The organism is Azospirillum sp. VT-I1 (assembly GCF_055698305.1).
Map to the genome: position 1 here is coordinate 255,921 of NZ_CP168805.1, position 15,232 is coordinate 271,152.

17 protein-coding genes are annotated in these 15,232 nt (G+C 67.6%); 3 read left to right on the forward strand and 14 right to left on the reverse strand.

What is annotated here, in order from left to right; genetic code table 11:
- Positions 1 to 37 precede the first annotated feature (37 nt).
- The 8 genes from AB8P05_RS26890 to AB8P05_RS26925 form a co-directional block, all read right to left on the reverse strand.
- Positions 38 to 805: an ABC transporter ATP-binding protein gene (locus AB8P05_RS26890; RefSeq protein WP_472761577.1), complete on the reverse strand. Its 768-nt coding sequence runs from the start codon at positions 803 to 805 to the stop codon at positions 38 to 40.
- Complete coding sequence (locus AB8P05_RS26895) at positions 793 to 1,545, reverse strand: ABC transporter permease (protein WP_472761578.1); 753 nt, start codon at positions 1,543 to 1,545, stop codon at positions 793 to 795. The genes AB8P05_RS26890 and AB8P05_RS26895 overlap by 13 nt, the downstream gene beginning before the upstream one ends.
- A gap of 30 nt (positions 1,546 to 1,575) precedes the next feature.
- Positions 1,576 to 2,616, reverse strand: a complete 1,041-nt coding sequence (locus AB8P05_RS26900; protein ID WP_472761579.1) for an ABC transporter substrate-binding protein — start codon at positions 2,614 to 2,616, stop codon at positions 1,576 to 1,578.
- 183 nt (positions 2,617 to 2,799) lie between these two features.
- Positions 2,800 to 2,928: a hypothetical protein gene (locus AB8P05_RS26905; protein ID WP_472761580.1), complete on the reverse strand. Its 129-nt coding sequence runs from the start codon at positions 2,926 to 2,928 to the stop codon at positions 2,800 to 2,802.
- A gap of 142 nt (positions 2,929 to 3,070) precedes the next feature.
- On the reverse strand, positions 3,071 to 3,358 hold the full coding sequence (locus AB8P05_RS26910; protein WP_472761581.1) for a DUF1330 domain-containing protein: 288 nt from the start codon (positions 3,356 to 3,358) through the stop codon (positions 3,071 to 3,073).
- A gap of 99 nt (positions 3,359 to 3,457) precedes the next feature.
- Positions 3,458 to 4,852: an NAD(P)(+) transhydrogenase (Re/Si-specific) subunit beta gene (locus AB8P05_RS26915; RefSeq protein WP_472761582.1), complete on the reverse strand. Its 1,395-nt coding sequence runs from the start codon at positions 4,850 to 4,852 to the stop codon at positions 3,458 to 3,460.
- A 4-nt stretch (positions 4,853 to 4,856) separates the two neighbouring features.
- Positions 4,857 to 5,276: an NAD(P) transhydrogenase subunit alpha part 2 gene (locus AB8P05_RS26920; protein WP_472761583.1), complete on the reverse strand. Its 420-nt coding sequence runs from the start codon at positions 5,274 to 5,276 to the stop codon at positions 4,857 to 4,859.
- 26 nt (positions 5,277 to 5,302) lie between these two features.
- On the reverse strand, positions 5,303 to 6,451 hold the full coding sequence (locus AB8P05_RS26925; RefSeq protein ID WP_472761584.1) for a Re/Si-specific NAD(P)(+) transhydrogenase subunit alpha: 1,149 nt from the start codon (positions 6,449 to 6,451) through the stop codon (positions 5,303 to 5,305).
- Positions 6,452 to 6,836: 385 nt separating this feature from the next.
- Between AB8P05_RS26925 and AB8P05_RS26930 the strand changes: the two genes are divergently transcribed.
- Positions 6,837 to 7,085, forward strand: coding sequence for a DUF2312 domain-containing protein (locus tag AB8P05_RS26930; protein ID WP_012973951.1), 249 nt, complete (start codon positions 6,837 to 6,839; stop codon positions 7,083 to 7,085).
- Positions 7,086 to 7,109: 24 nt separating this feature from the next.
- Here AB8P05_RS26930 and AB8P05_RS26935 read toward each other — a convergent pair whose 3' ends face one another.
- Together AB8P05_RS26935 and AB8P05_RS26940 are read right to left on the reverse strand one after the other, a co-directional pair.
- Positions 7,110 to 8,657: an ABC transporter ATP-binding protein gene (locus AB8P05_RS26935; protein WP_472761585.1), complete on the reverse strand. Its 1,548-nt coding sequence runs from the start codon at positions 8,655 to 8,657 to the stop codon at positions 7,110 to 7,112.
- A gap of 14 nt (positions 8,658 to 8,671) precedes the next feature.
- Positions 8,672 to 9,658, reverse strand: coding sequence for a BMP family lipoprotein (locus tag AB8P05_RS26940; protein ID WP_472761586.1), 987 nt, complete (start codon positions 9,656 to 9,658; stop codon positions 8,672 to 8,674).
- A 249-nt stretch (positions 9,659 to 9,907) separates the two neighbouring features.
- Between AB8P05_RS26940 and AB8P05_RS26945 the strand changes: the two genes are divergently transcribed.
- Entirely contained in the window at positions 9,908 to 10,555 is a 648-nt protein-coding gene (locus AB8P05_RS26945; RefSeq protein ID WP_455175478.1) for a LysE family translocator, read from the forward strand.
- 31 nt (positions 10,556 to 10,586) lie between these two features.
- On the opposite strand, the gene AB8P05_RS26950 is transcribed toward AB8P05_RS26945, so the two are convergent.
- The 4 genes from AB8P05_RS26950 to AB8P05_RS26965 all read right to left on the reverse strand — a co-directional run bounded on the left by AB8P05_RS26950 (position 10,587) and on the right by AB8P05_RS26965 (position 14,454).
- Positions 10,587 to 11,249, reverse strand: coding sequence for a DedA family protein (locus AB8P05_RS26950; RefSeq protein WP_472761587.1), 663 nt, complete (start codon positions 11,247 to 11,249; stop codon positions 10,587 to 10,589).
- A gap of 392 nt (positions 11,250 to 11,641) precedes the next feature.
- Positions 11,642 to 12,271, reverse strand: a complete 630-nt coding sequence (locus tag AB8P05_RS26955) for an HdeD family acid-resistance protein (protein ID WP_472761588.1) — start codon at positions 12,269 to 12,271, stop codon at positions 11,642 to 11,644.
- A gap of 87 nt (positions 12,272 to 12,358) precedes the next feature.
- Entirely contained in the window at positions 12,359 to 13,045 is a 687-nt protein-coding gene (locus tag AB8P05_RS26960) for a LolA family protein (protein WP_472761589.1), read from the reverse strand.
- Positions 13,046 to 13,161: 116 nt separating this feature from the next.
- On the reverse strand, positions 13,162 to 14,454 hold the full coding sequence (locus tag AB8P05_RS26965; protein WP_472761590.1) for a UbiH/UbiF/VisC/COQ6 family ubiquinone biosynthesis hydroxylase: 1,293 nt from the start codon (positions 14,452 to 14,454) through the stop codon (positions 13,162 to 13,164).
- Positions 14,455 to 14,852: 398 nt separating this feature from the next.
- On the opposite strand from AB8P05_RS26965, the gene glnK reads away from it, so the two are divergent.
- Complete coding sequence (glnK, locus tag AB8P05_RS26970; protein WP_012977707.1) at positions 14,853 to 15,191, forward strand: P-II family nitrogen regulator; 339 nt, start codon at positions 14,853 to 14,855, stop codon at positions 15,189 to 15,191.
- The last annotated feature ends 41 nt before the right edge of the window (positions 15,192 to 15,232 follow it).

A 15,232-nucleotide genomic window follows, 5' to 3' on the forward strand; every position in this document is an offset into this window, starting at 1 on the left:
CGGGGCACGGGCGGGAATGTCCGCCGGCCCTTTCCGATCAGATGCTGTAATTGTCCGCGATTTCCGAGCGCAGCTGCTCCACCTGATCGCGGAACACCGAGCCGTCGCGGCCGGCGCTGTTGCGCACGTCGCGCACCACCCGCGCCGGGGTGCCGCCCAGAACGATGATGCGGTCGGCGAGATGGACCGCCTCTTCCAGGTCGTGGGTGACGAACAGCACGGTCTTGCCGGTCTCCTGGTGGATGCGGCGCAGCTCGTCCTGCAGGTTGTGGCGGGTGATGGCATCCAGCGCGCCGAAGGGCTCGTCCATCAGCAGGATGTCCGGGTCCACCGCCATGGCGCGGGCGATGCCGACGCGCTGGCGCTGGCCGCCCGACAGCTCGTAGGGCCAGCGGCGGGCATAGCCGTCGAGCCGGACCAGCTTCAGCGCGGCCTCCGCCCGGCGGCGGCGCTCGTCGCGGCCGACCGGCAGGCCCTCCAGCCCGAACTCCACATTGCGGATCACCCGGCGCCAGGGCAGCAGGCGGGAATCCTGGAACACCAGCCCGACCGGGCGATGGCCGGGACGCTGGTCCTGGTGGATGGTGACGCCGCCGCTGCGGGCGGTGTGCAGCCCGGCGACGACGCGCAGGAGCGTGGACTTGCCGACGCCCGACGGGCCGACGATGGCGACGAAGCTGCCGCGCTCGATCGACAGGTTGACGTCGACCAGCACCGGCGGCGCGTCGCTGCCGTAACCGATGGACACGTCTTCCAGGTCGATGACCGACGCGGTGGCGGTCTTCGGGAGGGTCACCGCTGCCATGAGAGCACCCGCGACTGAACTTGCATGAACAGGAAGTCCGACACGCCGTAGAGCAGCGCGATGGTGACCATGTAGAGCACGACGATGTGGGTCGCCAGCAGGCCCGACGCCTCCATCATCCGCATGCCGAGGCCGGAGATGCCGAACAGCTCGGCCGCGACCACCGTCATCCAGCCCTGCCCCAGCCCGGCGCGCAGGCCCGACAGGATGCCCGGCAAAGCGCCCGGCAGGATGATCTTGAACAGGCGCGGGATCAGACCGCCCTGGCCGAAGGCATAGCCCAGCTCGATCAGGTCCTTGTCCACCCCGCGCACCGCGGCGTAGCTGGCGTAGTAGTTGATCCAGAACACCGTCAGCGCGATCAGGAAGGACGCCGCCGCCTCGCTGACGCCGAACCAGATGATGGCGAAGGGGATCCAGGCGATGGCCGGGATGGGGCGCAGCATGCGCACGACCCAGGCCTGGAAGGCGTCCCATTTGCCCCACAGCGCCGCCGCCGTGCCGAAGGACACGCCGAGGAAGGTGCCCAGCGCCAGCCCGACCAGATAGTGCGACAGGCTGGCCATCACCATCGCCTGCCAGGTGCCGCTCCTGAACTCGGTCAGGAAGGCGGCGGGCACGGCGCTCGGCGACGGCAGAAGCCGGGCCGGCACGACGCCGCTGCGCGCCAACGCTTCCCACGCCAGCAGGAAGACGACGACGCCCAGCGCCGACAGGGCGATCTTGTTATAGGTCTTCATCGGCTTTCCGATATCCCCGGGCGCGACGGCTTACTTGGCGACGGCGTCGTAGAAGCTGAAGTCGAAGGCTTCGGCCACCGGGATGGTCTCGCCGGCCGACCCGATCTCCTTGGTGAAGGCCATCATCTTCTCCACCGCCGGCACGACCGAATGCGGATCGGCGACGAACTTGGACCCCGGACCCTTGAAGGCCGCTTCCAGCGTCGCCGGCTCCATCAGGCCCTTGCCGAGATAGTTGTTCACCAGCTTGGCCGACGCGGCCGGGTCCTTGGCGATCATGTCGACGGCACGGATGTGGGCCTTGACCAGCGCCTTGATGGCGTCGGGGTTCTTCTTCAGAACCTCCGCGCGGGCGGAGACCACGGTGCCGGGCTGGTCGGGGAACATCTGGGCGCCGGTGGCGACCAGCACGACGTTCGGGTCCATCTGCTGGGTGACGGTCACCGTCGGCTCGCGGATGGTGGCGGCGTCGAGCGCGCCGGCCAGCAGGGCCTGCTGCGTCTTCTCGATGCCCATCGGCACCAGCTCGACGTCGGCCGGATCGACCTTCACTACCTTGAACAGCCAGTGCTTCAGCACGGTGTCGGGAACCGAGCCCGGCGGCTGGGTGCCGATCTTCGGCTTGCGGCCGGTATCGGCGGCGAACTTCCGGAAGGTCTCGGCGGTCGGGTTGGTACCGATCGCCTTGGCGAAGGGACCGCGGGCGGCCACCACCATCTCCTCCACCGCCGAGTTGGCGATGACGGAGATGTCGGCGCCCTTGGTGCGGGCGACCAGCACCGGGGCGACGCCGGCATAGAGCAGGTCGATCTGGCCGGCGGCCATCGCCTGGATGGCGTGCGGGCCGGATTCGAAGCGGGTCAGCTTCAGCTCGATCCCCGCCTCCTTGGCCCAGCCCTGCCCGTCGACGATGAACAGAGGCGAGGCGGCCAGGATCGGGATGTAGCCGATCTCCAGCTTCACCGGGTCGGCGGCGCGCGCGGTGCCGGGCATGACGGCGACGGCCGATGCGGCAGCCGACGCGAGGGCGACCAGGGCGGCAAGGGTGGAGCGACGGGTCAAGCGGAGCATCGGATCATCCTCGACTGGGGTTCCGACGCTATTTAGCACGATTGCGCGATTCGGGAAGAGAGATTTTCACACACCCGCTCACGGGAATTTACAATAACACATGAACGGCATGTTATAATGGAGAGAGGATTCGTCGGAAAGCCGCGGGAATTGTGGGTTCGGCGCGGAGCCGGCGGTTCGGACTCAGGTCTCCGTCAGCAAATAGAGCGAGACGCCGCAGAGCGAGACACCCACCATCAGGATCGCCACGGCGATGCGGGTCCAGAGTGCGATGTGCGAATCGAACGGTTCGGCAAAGTCGTCTTCGTCCATATCCGGACTTCCGTCACTGTGGGGGAGACGGCGGGGCGACCCCCGCCGGCTCTCGGTGACGGTAAGCGATAGCGGGGCCGTGTTGCCGCCGTGTGTCCCGCGGACGGCGTTGTGTAACGGATGGTAACGGCCCCCCAGCGCGTTACAGCCCCTCCACCACGATCATCTTGAAGTCGGCGGCGTCGCGCCGGGCCTCGCGCGCCTTGCGATATTCCGGGCTGTCGTAGAAGGCCTTGGCGCTGCCCAAGTCCGGGAATTCCAGGATGACGATGCGGTTGGGCTGCCAGTCTCCCTCGAGCACCGCCGTCTCGCCGCCGCGGCTGAGGAAGCGTCCGCCGTTTTTGGCGATCGCATCGGGGGTCAGCGACTTATAGACCTCATAGGCGATCGGGTCGGTCACGCGCACGTCGGCGATGATGTAGGCGGCCATGGTTTCCGCATCCTCTCTTGTCTTTTTCGGCCCAAAAGAAAAAGGGCGCGGGAAGCTTCGCCCCCACGCCCTTTCCGGTCAATTGCAGATGGATGCCGATCAGGCTTCCATCGCCTTCACCACCTCTTCGGTGACCTTTTTGGCGTCGCCGAACAGCATCATGGTGTTGGGCCGGAAGAACAGCTCGTTCTCCACACCGGCATACCCCGCGGCCATGCCGCGCTTGATGAAGAACACCGTCTTGGCCTTCTCCACGTCCAGGATCGGCATGCCGTAGATCGGGCTGGCCGGGTCGGTCTTGGCCGCCGGGTTGGTCACGTCGTTGGCGCCGATGACGAAGGCCACGTCGGCGGTGCCGAAGTCGCGGTTGATGTCCTCCAGCTCGAACACCTCGTCGTACGGCACGTTGGCTTCGGCCAGCAGCACATTCATGTGACCGGGCATGCGGCCCGCCACCGGGTGGATGGCGTATTTCACGTCCACGCCTTCATGCTTCAGCACGTCGGCCATCTCGCGCAGGGCATGCTGCGCCTGGGCGACGGCCATGCCGTAGCCGGGGACGATGATGACCGACTGGGCGTTCTTCATGATGTAGGCGGCGTCCTCGGCCGAGCCGGCCTTGACCGAGCCCTGCGGACCCTTGGCCGCACCGCCCGCAGCGGCACTCTCGCCGCCGAAGCCGCCGAGGATGACGTTGAAGATCGAGCGGTTCATGCCCTTGCACATGATGTAGGACAGGATCGCGCCCGAGGAACCCACCAGCGCGCCGGTGATGATCAGCAGGTTGTTCTGCAGCGTGAAGCCGATGCCGCAGGCCGCCCAGCCGGAATAGCTGTTCAGCATCGAGATGACGACCGGCATGTCGGCGCCGCCGATCGGCAGGATCAGCAGGAAGCCGAGAGCCAGCGCCACCAGCACGATCAGCCACATCGCGGCCGACGAGTTCGACTGCACCAGCCAGATGATGAGGATGACGGTCAGCACGCCCAGCGCCGCGTTCAGCGGGTGCTGCATCGGGAAGACCAGCGGCTTGCCGGTGACCAGCCCCTGCAGCTTGGCGAAGGCGACCAGCGAGCCGGTGAAGGTGATAGCGCCGATGGCGGTGCCCAGCGCCATCTCGACCAGCGAGCCCTTGGCGATGGCGCCGCGGATGCCGATGCCGTAGGCCTCCGGCGAGTAGAAGGCGGCGAGCGCCACGAACACCGCGGCCAGACCGACCAGCGAGTGGAAGGCGGCGACCAGCTGCGGCAGCGCCGTCATCTCGATCTTCTTGGCGACCACATAGCCGATGGCGCCGCCGATGGCGATGCCGAGCACGATCATCCAATAGGACTGGACGATGGGCGAGGCCAGCGTGGTCAGGATGGCGATGGTCATGCCGACCATGCCGTAGATGTTGCCCTGGCGCGAGGTCTCCGGGCTGGAAAGCCCGCGCAGCGCCATGACGAAGCAGACGGAAGCGACCAGATAGAGAAGGGCCGACAAGGTTTCCATGGTCTTACTTGCCCTTCTTCTTGAACATGGAGAGCATGCGCTGGGTCACGAGGAAGCCGCCGAAGATGTTGACGCTTGCCAGGATGACGGCGAGGAAGCCCATGACCTTGGAGAAGCCGAAGCCGGCCGGACCGGCGGCGACCAGCGCGCCGACGATAATGACCGAGGACACGGCGTTGGTGACGGCCATCAGCGGCGAATGCAGGGCCGGGGTGACGCGCCAGACGACGTAGTAGCCGACGAAGCAGGCCAGCACGAGCACCGTCAGGCCGGTGACGAAGAAGTCGCCGTGGCCGCCGGCGGCCTCGGTGACGGGCTGGGCCGCGTGGGCGACCTGGGCGGCCAGCTGGTCGGCCTGCTGGCTCAGCGCCGCGAGGTTCGCCTTAAGCTCGGCAATACGGGCGGACAGTTGGGTCTGGTCCATTGCGGTAAGTCTCCTCAGGCGCCCGGTCAGCCGGCGAAGGCGGGATGGACGACGGCGCCGTCGCGGGTCAGCGCGATGGCCTTGACGATCTCGTCGTCCCAGTTGACGGCGACGCCCGTTTCCTTGCCGTGCAGCGACGTCAGCAGCGCCAGCAGGTTCTTGGCGTAGAGCAGCGACGCAGACTCGGCGATGCGGCTGGCGTAGTTGGCATGGCCGACGATCTTCACGCCGTTGGCCGTGGTCACCACCTCGCCCAGCTTGGCGCCCTCGACGTTGCCGCCCTGCTCCACCGCCAGATCGACGATGACCGAACCCGGCTTCATCGACGCCACATGCTCCGCCGTCACCAGGATCGGCGCCTTGCGGCCGGGGATCAGCGCCGTGGTGATGACGATGTCCTGCTTCTTGATGTGCTCGGCAACCAAAGCCGCCTGCTGACGCTTGTAGTCGTCCGACATCTCCTTGGCGTAGCCGCCGGCGGTCTCGGCCTGCTTGAACTCGTCGTTCTCGACGGCGACGAAGCTGCCGCCCAGCGACTGCACCTGCTCCTTCACCGCCGGGCGCACGTCGGTGGCCGAGACGATGGCGCCGAGGCGCTTGGCGGTGGCGATGGCCTGCAGGCCGGCGACGCCGACGCCCATGATGAAGGCGCGCGCGGGCGGCACGGTGCCGGCGGCGGTCATCATCATCGGGAAGGCGCGGCCGTATTCCGAAGCGGCATCCACCACGGCCTTGTAGCCGGCGAGGTTGGCCTGGGAGGACAGCACGTCCATGACCTGGGCGCGGGTGATGCGCGGCATGAACTCCATGGCGAAGGCGTTCACGCCGGCATCGGCATAGGCCTTCACATGGTCGCGGCTGTTGTAGGGGTTGAGGATGGCGAACAGCAGCGCGCCCTTGCGGATCAGCGCCAGCTCGTCCTCGCCGCCTTCCGCGGCGATCAGCGGACGCTGCACCTTCAGCACGATGTCGGCGTCGGCCAGCGCCGAGGCCGCATCGGCGGCGATGGCGGCCCCCGCCGCCTCATAGGCCGCATCGGTGATGCTGGAGCCGAGGCCGGCCCCGCTCTCCACCACCACGTCCAGTCCCAAACCCTTCAGTTTCTTCACCGTTTCCGGTGAGGCGGCCACGCGAAGTTCGCCCGCACGTCGCTCCTTTGGAATGGCGACTTTCATTAGATAAGACTCCCCTGCCTCAGATACGCCGATCCCGGCATCCCCCATGGGTTATCGGCCCAGACGACGCGCATACATGCCGGATCCATGTGACTTTGTGAAGCCGGACCCCTCGATGGTAATACCAGCCTATACAGTGCATCGCAACAAAGGGAATAGCTGCGTGAGCCTATCGTACGATTGTTTCAGATAATAAGACAAATCAGCCACGGGCTGTTCAAATCCGCGCGGAGACCCAGGGTGTACGAAGGAACAACCGCGACGCGATGACGCAGGTGCAAACCCGCCCCGTCCGGCCGGGGCGCATCGTCGGCTTGCCAATCCCCCTCCCGCCGATATTGTCCCGCCCCTGTTCCAGAACACCCCCATCGTTTGAGGTTTTGCCATGTCCGACGTCGGCGGCATCGCGGCGGATCGCCTGAAGTCCTTCGTCGAGCGCATCGAGCGTCTCGAAGAGGAAAAGCGCGGCCTGCAGGAAGACATCAAGGAGGTCTACGCCGAGGCGAAGGGCACCGGGTTCGACACCAAGATCATCCGGCAGATCATCCGCCTGCGGAAGATGGACAAGGCCGACCGCCAGGAGCAGGAAGCCATCCTGGAGCTGTACAAGGAAGCGCTGGGGATGGTGGAGTAAGACCCGGGATAAGCTGATGGCCGGTCAGTTGCAGCCGGCCATCATCAGCCCCAGCGTCTTCTCGTCCGCCTCGTCCGGCAGCACCTCGCCGACGATGTGGCCGTCGAACATCACGACGATGCGGTCGGACAGGGCGCGGATCTCGTCCAGCTCCACCGAGACCAGCAGGATGGCCTTGCCCTGGTCGCGCAGGGCCACCAGCCGGCGGTGGATGAACTCGATGGCGCCGATGTCGACGCCACGGGTCGGTTGCCCGACCAGAAGCAGGTCGGGATTCCGTTCGATCTCGCGCGCCAGCACGATCTTCTGCTGGTTGCCGCCGGAGAAATTGGCCGCCGCCAGCGTGCCGTCGCGCGGCCTGGTGTCGTAATCCTCCATCTGGCGGGCGCAGTTGGCGGCAACGGCGTCGCGGTCGAGCAGCACCCGCCCGTTCCAGGCCGGATCGTCCTGGAACCCCAGGATCGAGCATTCCTCCGCCGAAAAGCCGGTGACGAGGCCGACCTTCTGCCGGTCCTCCGGCACATGGCCGACGCCGAGCCTGCGCAGGGCACGGGCGTTGAAGCGGTCGGGCCGGCCGGCCAGCTCCTCCCCCCGCAGCCGGACGGAGCCGCCGGCGATGGGCCGCATGCCGGCCAGCGCCTCCAGCAGCTCGGACTGGCCGTTGCCGGACACCCCGGCGATGCCGACGATCTCTCCCGCCCGCACCGACAGGCCGACGCCCTTCACCCGCTCCACGCCCGACGGATCGCGCACCCGCAACCCCTCGACCCGCAGCACCTCCGCCCCCGGCCTGGCCGGCGTCTTGTCGACGCGCAGCAGCACCTTGCGGCCGACCATCAGCTCGGCCAGCTGCTCCCGGCTGGTGTCGCGGGTGGCGACGTTGGCCACCACCTGCCCGCGCCGCATCACCGTGACGTTGTCGGTCAGCTCCATGATCTCGCGGAGCTTGTGGGTGATGATGATGACCGTCTTGCCCTGCTGGCGCAGCGCCCGCAGGATGCGGAACAGATGGTCGGCCTCCTGCGGGGTCAGCACGCCGGTGGGCTCGTCCAGGATCAGGATGTCGGCGCCGCGGTATAGCGCCTTCAGGATCTCCACCCGCTGCTGGGCGCCGACCGGCAGGTCGCCGACCGGGCTGTCGAGATCGACCTCCAGCCCATAGTCGCGGGCCAGCCGGGTCAGCTCCGCCCGCGCGCGGGCAAGGCCGCCCGCCAGGGTCACCCCGCCTTCCGCCCCCAGCAGCACGTTCTCCAGCACGCTGAAGGGATCGACCAGCATGAAGTGCTGGTGGACCATGCCGATGCCGGCGGCCAGCGCGTCGCGCGGCGTCCGGATGGCGGCCGTGCGGCCGTTCACCCGGATCTCCCCGCCGTCGGCGCGCAGATAGCCGTAGACGATGCTCATGATCGTCGACTTGCCGGCGCCGTTCTCGCCGATCACGCCATGGATCGTTCCGGCCGGCACGGAGAGCGACACGTCGCGGTTGGCATGGTTGGTGCCGAACCACTTGTTGATCGCCACCGTTTCCAGAGCGATCCCGGAGCGGGCGGGCGGCAGGCTTTCCTGCATCATCGACTGACCCGGCCTCAGGGCTTGTAGGGCTTGACCGCCAGCGATCCGGCGATGATCTGCTTCTCGGCCTCCTCCAGCTTGGCCTCCATCTCCGGCGTGATCAGCTTGCGGTTGTGCTCGTCCAGCGCATAGCCGACGCCATCCTCCTTCAGCCCGACGACGCGGTGGCCGGCCTTCCAGCTGCCCTCCTTCGCCGACTTCATGCAGTCATAGACGACCACGTCGACCCGCTTGACCATGGAGGTCAGCACCTTGCCGGGATGGACATGGTTCTGGTTGCTGTCGACGCCGATGGAGAGCTTGCCGGCATCCGACGCCGCCTGCATCACGCCCAGGCCGGTGGCGCCCGCCGCGGCGAAGACCACGTCGGCGCCGCGCGAGAACTGGCTCTTGGCCAGCTCGGCCCCGCGGCCGGGATCGTTCCAGGCGGCCGGCGTGGTGCCGGTCATGTTGACGAACACCTCGGCGCCGGGGGTCACATGCTTCACGCCCTGCTCGTAGCCGGTCAGGAAGTTGCGGATCAGCGGGATGTCCATGCCGCCGATGAAGCCGACCTTGCCGGACTTCGACGCCAGCGCCGCCGCCATGCCGACCAGGAAGGAGCCCTCCTCCTCCTTGAAGGTGACGGACTGGACGTTGGGGGCCTCCAGCTTGTCGTCGATCAGGCAGAACTTGGTGTTGGGCGATTCCTTCGCAACCTTATCCACCGCCGCGGTCTGCGAGAAGCCGACGGCGACGATCACCGAGGCGCCGCGGCGGACCAGCGTGCGCAGGGCCTGCTCGCGCTGCCCCTCGTTCGTGACCTCGAACTCGCGATAGGCGGTGCCGGTCTCCTTCTTGAAGCGTTCGGCGCCGTTGTAGGCGGCCTCGTTGAAGGACTTGTCGAACTTGCCGCCCTGGTCGAACACCACGGCCGGCGAGAAGTCCTGGGCCAGCGCCTGGGGCCCGACCGCAGTGATCGCCGTCATCGCCAGCATGGCGGCAAGGATACGCGTCTTCATGTCCCACCCACTCCGGAAAGCCGAAACTTGACCCAAAGGATAACCGCGCCATCATTCCGCACAACAGGGAAAGCGGACGATACGGTGCAGCGAATCGCGGCGCCCCCGGTTGACGACGGGAACGGGGGCGTTTATCACCCCCGCCGATAGTCGTTGCGTCGAACCGGTTCCGGTTTGCAGCGGCAAGCCGGCAACGGCCATAGGCTTCGGCCACGGAAATTGGCGATTGGGTTCGGGGGGCGACGCTCGGTGGACGAAGTCTGGGTGCTCTTGCAGGGAATCGTTCTCGGATTCGCCATCGCCGCACCCGTCGGGCCGATCGGTCTGCTGTGCATCCGCCGCACCCTGCAGCACGGCCCCCTGATGGGCTTCTTTACCGGATTCGGCGCCGCGGTGGCCGACACCATCTATGGCGCCATCGCCGCCTTCGGCGTGTCGGCGGCGCTCAGCTTCCTGCGCGGGCACGAGACGGCCTTCCAGCTGATCGGCGGCATCTTCCTGCTGGTGGTGGCGGTCCGCACCTTCCGCCAGCAGCCCGACGCGGAAGAGCGGGAGGCGGCGGCGGCCCCCGACACCAAGTCCTGGTTCACCGGCTTCATGACCGGCCTGTCGCTGACCCTGACCAACCCGGCGACCATCATGGCCTTCATCGCCATCTTCGCCGGATTCGGGCTGGGCGGCACGCTGGGCCGGCTGGAGGCCTCGACCCTGGTGCTGGGCGTCTTCATCGGATCGTCGCTGTGGTGGATGACGCTGTCGATGGGCGTCGCCGCCGTGCGTCACCGCATTTCCGACCGCGGGCTGACCATGCTGAACCACTGCACCGGCGTGGCACTGGGCGCCTTCGGCCTGTGGGCGCTGGGCATGGCCGCCACCGGCATCGCCGGGATGGCCTGAAGCCGCCACGCCGGCAGCCACATTCCAGCGGTCAGCAGCCCGCTTGCGGCGTGATGGTGGGCGTCTGGTCGCCGCCGCCGCCCTTGCGCAGCAGATGCAGGTGTCCGGCCAGCCGCCACAGATAGAGCCCGACCAGCACCACCAGCAGCCCGACGGTGAAATAGCCGACCAGCCGGTGGGCAAAGGGCCAGGTGGACAGCATGTAGCCGGTCCAGGCCAGCAGCGCCGTCCACAGGATCGAGCCGATGCCCGAGGCCAGCGAATAGTTCAGGATCGACATCTTGCACGCCCCGGCCGGGATTGAGATCAGGGTGCGCACCCCCGGCACCGGCTGCGAGAACAGCACGGCGATGCCGCCACGCTTGGCGAACCAGTCGGTGCTCTGCCGCACCTTCTTCGGGTTGATGGTCAGCCAGGGGCCGTATTTCTTCAGGAAGGCCTCCAGCCGGTCGCGCCCCATCAGCCGGCTCGGCAGGAACCACACCAGCTGCCCGGCCAGCGAGCCGAGCCCGCCGGCGATGGCGACCCCGACCAGCGTGAACTCTCCGGTCGCCGCCCCGATCCCGGCCAGCGGGATCACCGATTCGGCCGGCAGCGGCGGGAAGATCCGCGCCAAAGCCACCAGCAGGAATATCCCGATGTAATGGAGGTGGTGCATGGTCTGCACCAGCCAGTCCGTCAGTCCGCCATCCATTCAGTTCCGCCCTCCCCCACCGGTCGATATGACCCGCATCAGGAAAACGGCCGGCCGCGGCGGGCGGTTCCCGCCCCTTCGGCAGAGCAGGATTGAGTCGTTGGGGGAGGGCGGACCGGCATTCGGCGGCCGGACCCGGAAGGGCGGGGACGCCGGGGCGTTGGATTGAACGTGCCCGCACATCCCCAAGCGTCCCCGCCCTTCCGGATGGTTCGGCCGGCCATCCTTCGGCACCGGACAGGAGGCCCGCCGGGACAAGACCCTCTGAACCGGAGGATCCTGTCTGGAACAGTTCCAAAGATGCCCTTAAAGGACTGATCCGTCCAATCGATTTTATGGAACGCATTGATAGGAACAGTCGATCGGCGGGCAGGCGCCCCCTGCGGGGCCACTCAGGCCGGCCGCGCCATCCCGCCGCCGGAGCCGCTGTTTTCCTGGTGGCAGCGCCGCAGCCGGAAGGCGGTCACCAGCGCCAGCACCCCGAAGGCGATCAGGTAGGCCGCCACACCCCAGGCGAGCGCCAGCAGGCCCAGCGCCGGCAGCACCCACATGCTGAAGCCGAACAGGATCGACAGGACGCCGGCCACGCCCCAGGCCCATTTGCCGTGGGTGCGGTCCATGCGCCAGGCGCCCATCACCTCGGCGAAGCCGGTGATGACCGACCATGCCGCGATCAGGAAGACCAGGGCGAACAGGCTGGCGGCCGGCCACAGCGCGGCGACGATGCCGGCGATCAGACTGACGACGCCCTCCAGGATGAAGGGCAGCGCGCGTTCATGGTGGCGGGAGGCGCGGATGCCGGCCAGGATGGCGAAGACGCCGTCCAGCAGCAGATAGGCGGCGAAGGTCAGCGCCAGGGTCGCCACCGTCACGCCCGGCATCATCAACGCCAGGATCCCCAGCAGGATGGCCGCCGCCCCGCGCAGTGCCAGCGCCCACCAGTTGCGCGCCAGAAGCATGTTCATGCTGTGCAGGCGGCTTGCGGGCTCAAGCGTCGCCCGCCGTGCCGGATCGTAGGACATGATGCGCCTCCCGCTGCCCGTCTTGCGGAATGACAACAGGAGGCGAAGGGTTTTGTTGCCGGACCGGTGTTGAGGATGCCGGACCGCTCAGTTGCCGCGGCCGAAGTCCGATCCGCGTGCCGGCTCCTTGAAATAGAACATCTCGCGGTCGAAGGTGACGTCGGTGCGCGGGTTCAGCAGGGCGACCTCGGTGGTCATGCCCTGGGCGTCCAGCACCCGCCACTTGCGCAGCTGGAAGGGACGATCCTCGAACACCAGGGTCAGGGTGCCCTTGCCGGGATCCTTGGTCTCCAGCAGGCTGACCTCGATCACGCCGGGGGCCTGGAACACCTCGGTGACGGTCACGTCGCCTGACAGGCGGATGTTCTTGCGCAGGATGAAGTCGGCCAGCGTCGACCCGATGGGGGCGCTCGACTGCTGGCGCATCTCGCCGTCCCAATAGAAGACGAAGCTGCCGTCGGCGACGATGAAGTCCTTCAGCGGCCGGTCATATTCCAGCCGCATCCGGCCGGGCCGCCACAGATAGAAGGTGCCGGTCGCCTGCCGCCCGTTGGGCGCCACCTGCAGGAACTTCGACTGCAGGGTGGTGATGCCGTTCAGATACTCTTCCACCTTGGCGACGACGGCCTGATCCTGCGCCGACAGCGACACGGGCGAGGCCGGGGCGGCGACGGCGGACTGGGCGAGCATGGCCGGCAGCGGCACCAGCAGGGCGGCGGACAGCAGGGCGCCGGGAAGCAGAGAGCGGAAGAGGCGGCGAAGCACGGTCTTCATCCTTGGTCGTAGTGGCCCGTATTGCTTGGCCGGGCAGTGTGGCGGACATAAGGCGTCCGCCCCCCGCTGCCAAGGATTACCGGGGTCGGCAAAGTGGCTGCTTCAAAGTGGCTGCTTCAAAGCGGCTGTCCGCGGATCATCCGCGGCAGGTCGCCGACCACGCCCATGGCGTGCTTCATGAAGAAGCGCTTGACCGGCGGCAGGCGGTTGATCGCCGCCATCCCCAGGTTGCGCGCCAGCTTCAAGGGCGGAATGCTGTTGGAGAACAGGTGGACCAGCCCGTCGCACACCGCCGCCAGCAGCACGGTGTCGAAGCGGCGCCAGCGCTGGAAGCGGGCCAGCACCTCCGGTCCGCCGACGTCGAGGCCGAGACGATAGGCGTCGACCACCACCTCGGCCAATGCCGCGACATCGCGCATGCCCAGGTTCAGCCCCTGCCCGGCGATCGGGTGGATGGCATGCGCCGCCTCCCCCACCAGGGCCAGCCGGTCGGCGACGAAGCGGTCGGCCAGCAGGACCGACAGCGGCCAGGCCTCGCGCTTGGTCAGCAGCGTGATCTCGCCCAGATAGCCGCCGGAGCGGTGCTGCAGCTCGTCGATGAACTGGTCGTCGGGCAGCTTCAGATAGGTATCGACCAGCGAGGTCTTCTCGCTCCACACGATGGAACAGCGGTTGTCCGTCATCGGCAGCACGGCGAAGGGGCCGTTGGGCAGGAAATGCTCGACGGCGATGCCCTTGTTCGGCTCGGTGTGGCGGATGGTGCAGATGATGGCGCTCTGGTCGTAGGACCAGCGCCGCACCTTGATGCCGGCGCTGTCGCGCGCCAGCGACCGCCGCCCGTCGGCGCCGACCAGCAGCCGGCCGCGCACCGTGCGCCCGTCGGCCAGCCGCACCGACACGCCGGAGCGCGTGCGCTCCACCGCGGTCGCCTGGGCCGGCGCCAGATGGACCAGCCCCGGCAGTTCGGCCGCGCGGGTGAACAGGGCGCGGCGGATGTCCTTGTTGTCCAGGATCCAGCCGAAGGGCTGGTGCTTGCCCTCCATCGCCAGTTCGGTGTGGTCGTAGTGGATGAACAGGGGCGAGAACTGGTCGGCGATGCGGATGTCCAGCATCGGGCCGGCCTGGTCGGCCATGTGGCGCCATACGCCCGCCGCCTCCAGCACCATCTTGGAAGCGTAGGAGATGGCGGTGGTGCGGATGTCGAAGCCCTGGCCGCCCATGCGTTCCGGGCTGTCCCGGTCGATGCAGACCACCGGCACGCCGGCGCTGGCCAGCGCCGCCGCCATGGTCAGCCCGGCCAGACCGCCGCCCAGCACCACGACTTCGGTGGTGATGTCGCCGCCGACGCCGCCGACGCCTCCCTGCGGGGGGACGGTCGCGTTGCCCGATTCGGTGCCCGGTACGGCCATGATGCTCGCTGCCCTCTCGCCTTCTTGTGCCTGCGCTGCGGTCTGCCGGCCGGACGTGAGCCTTGCCGGTGCCGCGCGCGGTGAAACAATTGTCGCACGGGGGCGTCCTGTCCAGTCTCCTGTCCCCGGCCGGACGATGCCCCGCAGCGGACAGATTGTCGCTGAACGAATTTTAGGCAGATGCCGCCCTTTTGAGCGCCCAATCAACAGGCATATTCCCATCGTTGCAGCGCATTTCAACCGGCACGATTCTTGTAATCGTTGCTTTTTGCGGTCGACGCGAACAGGCTTGGGCCATCGGCGGGAGGAACGGAACGGCTGTCGGGCCGGACTGGAACCGCAACGGGGCGGCCACAGCCTTTATCCGCGGCCGGAACAACGCTTTAAGGGGAAGCCACATGAAACTGGTTATGGCCATCATCAAGCCGTTCAAGCTCGACGAAGTGCGCGAGGCGCTGACGTCGCTCGGGATCCAGGGCCTGACCGTCAGCGAGGTCAAGGGCTTCGGCCGCCAGAAGGGCCAGACGGAAATCTACCGCGGCGCCGAATATTCCGTGAGCTTCCTGCCCAAGGTAAAGGTCGAGGTCGCGGTGTCCGACGACCAGTACGAACAGGTGGTCGAGGCGATCCAGAAGGCCGCCAACACCGGCCGTATCGGCGACGGCAAGATCTTCGTGCTGGAAATCGCCCAGGCCGTGCGCATCCGCACCGGCGAGACCAACGCCGAGGCGCTGTAAGGCTTCCGGCCTGAGAATTGCCGGCCATGGCGGGTCCGCTC

Coding starts and splice junctions, on each gene's coding strand:
- AB8P05_RS26890 (WP_472761577.1), bottom strand. CDS start 805: ATGGCAGCGGTGACCCTCCCGAAGACCGCCACCGCGTCGGTCATCGAC.
- AB8P05_RS26935 (WP_472761585.1), bottom strand. CDS start 8,657: ATGATGCAGGAAAGCCTGCCGCCCGCCCGCTCCGGGATCGCTCTGGAA.
- AB8P05_RS26900 (WP_472761579.1), bottom strand. CDS start 2,616: ATGCTCCGCTTGACCCGTCGCTCCACCCTTGCCGCCCTGGTCGCCCTC.
- AB8P05_RS26915 (WP_472761582.1), bottom strand. CDS start 4,852: ATGGAAACCTTGTCGGCCCTTCTCTATCTGGTCGCTTCCGTCTGCTTC.
- AB8P05_RS26950 (WP_472761587.1), bottom strand. CDS start 11,249: ATGGATGGCGGACTGACGGACTGGCTGGTGCAGACCATGCACCACCTC.
- AB8P05_RS26925 (WP_472761584.1), bottom strand. CDS start 6,451: ATGAAAGTCGCCATTCCAAAGGAGCGACGTGCGGGCGAACTTCGCGTG.
- AB8P05_RS26930 (WP_012973951.1), top strand. CDS start 6,837: ATGTCCGACGTCGGCGGCATCGCGGCGGATCGCCTGAAGTCCTTCGTC.
- AB8P05_RS26960 (WP_472761589.1), bottom strand. CDS start 13,045: ATGAAGACCGTGCTTCGCCGCCTCTTCCGCTCTCTGCTTCCCGGCGCC.
- AB8P05_RS26920 (WP_472761583.1), bottom strand. CDS start 5,276: ATGGACCAGACCCAACTGTCCGCCCGTATTGCCGAGCTTAAGGCGAAC.
- AB8P05_RS26965 (WP_472761590.1), bottom strand. CDS start 14,454: ATGGCCGTACCGGGCACCGAATCGGGCAACGCGACCGTCCCCCCGCAG.
- AB8P05_RS26940 (WP_472761586.1), bottom strand. CDS start 9,658: ATGAAGACGCGTATCCTTGCCGCCATGCTGGCGATGACGGCGATCACT.
- AB8P05_RS26895 (WP_472761578.1), bottom strand. CDS start 1,545: ATGAAGACCTATAACAAGATCGCCCTGTCGGCGCTGGGCGTCGTCGTC.
- glnK (WP_012977707.1), top strand. CDS start 14,853: ATGAAACTGGTTATGGCCATCATCAAGCCGTTCAAGCTCGACGAAGTG.
- AB8P05_RS26955 (WP_472761588.1), bottom strand. CDS start 12,271: ATGTCCTACGATCCGGCACGGCGGGCGACGCTTGAGCCCGCAAGCCGC.
- AB8P05_RS26910 (WP_472761581.1), bottom strand. CDS start 3,358: ATGGCCGCCTACATCATCGCCGACGTGCGCGTGACCGACCCGATCGCC.
- AB8P05_RS26905 (WP_472761580.1), bottom strand. CDS start 2,928: ATGGACGAAGACGACTTTGCCGAACCGTTCGATTCGCACATCGCACTC.